The 4,193-nt window shown below is 61.1% G+C and carries 1 protein-coding gene; it reads right to left on the bottom strand.

Going from position 1 to position 4,193, the window contains the following annotated elements; all coding sequences use genetic code 11:
• A partial coding sequence (locus tag GGR22_RS17085; protein WP_182494622.1) for a T9SS type B sorting domain-containing protein occupies positions 1–4,193 on the bottom strand: 4,193 nt, incomplete at both ends.

A 4,193-nucleotide genomic window follows, 5' to 3' on the forward strand; every position in this document is an offset into this window, starting at 1 on the left:
GAGCCCGCAGGGCTGATCTGCTTCACGAGCTTGCCGTAGCGGTCGAAGATGTAGATCGACGCCTCTGGCTGGCCCGCAAGGCCGATGATGTTCCACGTGTCGTTGTACCCGTCCGCATTGGGCGTGAAGTAGTTCGGGTAGTCGATCACCGATACCGGCACCGGCTGGGAGTCCTGGCATCCGCCGTCGTTCCTGTCCCTCACGTACACGATGTGGTCGCCAGCAGAAACCGGCGCGAACACGTTGCCCTGCTGCCATGGGCCCTCGTCAAGCTTGTACTCGTAGTCGCCAAGGCTCGTCGGGTCTACCACTACCGTGATGGTCGCGTTGTCCGTGAAGGCGTTGGTCACCGTAACGTCCGTGATGATCGCAGCAGAGGTCGCCGTGACGATCGCAGCGTCAGACGGCTCCGATACGCAGCCCGTGGCGATGTTCGTGGCGGTCACCGTATAGCTTCCCTGCTCGTCCACCACAAGGGTGCTTCCCGTATCGGGCAGCACGCCGCCGTCTCTGGTCCACACGTAGGTGTAGTCCGCAGGATTCGCCCCATTGTCCGTAACCGCAGTAAGCGTGAAGGTGTTCAGCGGGTCCAGCGTCACCGGATCCACGCAGTAGAATCCTCCCTCAAGGGTCACCTCTGGCAGCCTGTTCACCGTAAGCGGGATCGCCACTATCGCAGGGCAGCCCGTCGTGGACGTCCTGTTGATCACAAGGGCATAGATGGTCGCCGTGGCCGTATGGTACGGGTTCAGGCCGGTCAGCGCGTTAGGGTTCGTGGACGTGATGCCCAGGTCCCCGTCGGCTTCCGCCTCTGCCCTGTCGTCATAATAGTGTACCGTAAAGTCTCCTGCCGGCTGGGTGCCCAGCACCGTCGCGTCGAAGGCCGTCAGGTCGAAGTCGGCAAGCCCGTCGTTGGTGCCGTCCGTATCGCACTTGGTAATCAGCGCAGGATCCGTAACAGGGTTGGCTACTGCAGGCTCGTCGACGATAAGGTCGAAGGTGCCCACGCTGTAGCAGCCTGTCGTATTGTTCCTAACGTTTACCCATACCGTCTCGGGATTGGTCGCGTTAGGATAGCTGTCAGGAAGCTCCGTTCCCGGAACTGCCGCTTCCGCTTCCGGCTGCGTATGGTAGTACGTGAAGGTATAGTCGGCAACGTCAAGGCCGTCGGCTATCACCTCTATATTGTGGCTGCTCAGCACGAAGGTGTTGGTCGATCCGCCCACGCAGGCAACGAAGTCGTCAATATCGCCGTTGTCGCCTAGGGCAGGCAGCGGGTTAACGATCAGCTCGAACCTTACTACCTGGTAGCATTTTCTTGCCGAAGGGTTGTTCGCGTTGGTGGTCATCAGCACGTATATCGTTCCTGCAGGGCCGTCATAGTCGGTCGGGTCAGGGATGGCGTTAGGATACGTGGTTCCCTGGTTTCCGTCTGCTATGGCCGTGGCTTCGTCCGTGTAATAGTAGAACGCCACGCTGGCAGGATTCGCATTGTTTCTTATGTAGCCTTCGTTTACCGTCAGGTCTATGCCTTCGGAGATCCCGTCTCCAGGCGTCCCGTTGTCGCACGACTCGATATCCTGAGGATCCGTCCTAGGGTTGGGAAGCGGCTCCACGCGGATCGTCAGGGTCGTCCTGCTCACGCAGGTGGTGGCGTCGTTGGTGATCACCACGTTCAGGGTCTGCGCCCCGGGATTCTGGTTCGTATAGGCGTCTGCCGGATCGATCAGCACCCCTGCAAGGGTATAGAAGGCAACGGAGTAGCCCGGAAGGCCGCCCGTAAGGTTGCCGTTCTGCGAGGTCAGGTCGAATACGGTAAACCCGTCATTCGGAAGCGCGTCGTCGCAGAGCGAGTATTCCACAGGGGCGAACGACAGCGCAGGGTTGATCACCACAGTGAAGCTTCCCACGTTGTAGCATCCCGTGTCGGTATTGGTCACCCTTACCCAGATAGTCTGGCCGTTGGTAGCCGGATAGCTTGTCGGGGTAGCGATGGCTCCGCCGAGGCCGGCCTCCGCATCTGCCTCAAGGGTATAGAAGCGTACGGTATAGTTGCCAGGAAGCTGCGCGTCCAGAAGGTCCTGTTCCGCATGGGCCTGAAGGTCTACCCTCATCGTGCCGTCGGCATTTGTGTCGCACACCACAAGGTCGTCGATCTGTGCCGGCACAACAGGCACCGGATTCACGATCAGCTGCAGCGGTGCTACGGAGTAGCAGCCCGTGGACGGGTCGGTGGCGCGGATCCAGATGATTCCGGAAGCAAGGTTGCTGTAAGGGCTCGTGTATGGGAATACGCCGTCTTCCGCGTTCTGCTCCGTCTCGTGGAAGGTCACTATGTAGGGTGCACCGCCCGTGATCTCAGGGATGAGCGCATCGAGGTCGAACTGCTCGGTAGCGTTCCCGTCAGGATCGCAGGCCGTAGGGATCTGTGCCGGGATGTTGATCAGCGGCAGCGGCTGCACCCTCAACGTGAGGGTCGTCCTGGAGAAGCAGCCCGTAGCCGTGTTGGTCACCCCGACGATGATCGTCTGCACGGTCATGACCTGGTTCTGGTAGGACAGCGGAAGCGGGGTTCCTGCTGCCAGGGCCGCGTCGTCGAAATAGTACTGGATGTCCAGTCCCGGAGCGGCCGATATGCGCGACTTGTAGCCCTCAAGGTCGAAGGTCTCGTATCCGTCCTGGCTAGGGTCGTCGCATACAGAATATTCCGGAACCAGCCCAGGTCCCGGGATCACCGGGTTCGGGTTTACTTTCAGTTCCAGCGGCACTGCCTTGAAGCATCCCTCAGGCGTCGATACCCTTACCCAGATGATCTGGGAGTAGGGCGTCGTATTGTTGAAGTTGAAGACGCTGCCGATAGGCGGGTTCGCAGGAACGTCTGCCTTAGCGTCGGCCTCGTTGATATAGTATGCAAAGGTATAGGTGTCCAGAGGGTTCAGCCCAAGGATCATGTCAGGCTCCCTGATCCCTATGTCCGGGAAGGTAGCAAGGCCGTCTGCCGTGGCGTCGTCGCAGATCTCGATAGCGCTAGGGGCTGTCGGCTGCGGCGTGCGGTTCACGATCAGGCGAAGCTGCGTGAAGGACGGGCACTGGCTTCCGCCAGGCTCTTCTACCCTCACCCACATGATATACGGCGCCTGCTCCGGAGAGGCGTCCACAAGGTTAGAGTACGGGAAGTCCTGCTTAGGGAAGGCATTGTCGATCGCGTTCTGCTCCGTCTCGTGGTAGGTGACTATCAGCGTGGAAGGGCCGCCGGTGATTTCCAGGTCCTTGTCCGTAAGGTCGAACACCGCGATGCCGTCAGTATTGTCGTCGCACACCTCGAGCGGCGTCGGGTTGAATATTACGGGCGCTGCGATCGGGGTGACCGTCACGCTTCCAGCAAGGGCTGCCGTGCAGGACGGGGTCCCGCCGGAAACGGCGCTGGCCAGGCTGAAGGTCGTCGTCGCGGTGATTGCCTGGGTCGTGTACAGGGCATAGCCCGCACCGTCAAGGAGCACCGTGTCCGTATCGGCTCCCCCGTTCCAGGTGAAGCTCACCGTAGCGCCGGGGGTTCCCGTGATCTCGAGCTCTGCGGTCCTGTTGGAGCAGACGTTCGCAGGGCCGGTGATGACGGCCGTAGGCAGCGCCTTCACCGATACCGTCGCCTGGAGGTTCAGCGTGCGCGAGCATGGCACCGCTCCGCCCGTGCTTACCCCGAGCAGCCTGTAGGTCTGCCCTGACGAAAGGTTTCCTGTAGGCAGTGAATATGTGCCTGCAGCATCAAGGGTCGCCGTAGTGCCGGCCCCAGTGCCTATGGCATAGGTGACCGTGCCCCCGGCAGGCCCCATGAATATGATGGTCGTGCCCGTGCCCTCGCATACCGTCGCGTCTGTAGCCGCGATGGTGCCCGCAGGAAGCGGGGTCACGGTGATGTCTATGAAGCCAGTGAGGGCTGCCGAGCATGGGACCGTACCGGTCGTGGCCACGCTCACAAGGGCATACCTGGTGTCGGCCGAAAGGGCCTGGGTGATGGAGGCCTCGCCGATGGCCGGGTCCGCAGCGCTGGGCGTAGACAGCCTTATCGTCTGAGGGGCCCCGCCGTTTACAGTATAGGTAACATCCGCGTCGAGCGTGCCCGAGAAGTCGACAGTAGCGCTGCCGCCTTCGCAGATGACAGGAGACGCAGTAGAGATAGTCGCACTAGGGGCTGC

Source organism: Flavobacterium gossypii, from assembly GCF_014138495.1.
Classification (GTDB): domain Bacteria; phylum Bacteroidota; class Bacteroidia; order Flavobacteriales; family Flavobacteriaceae; genus Flavobacterium; species Flavobacterium endophyticum.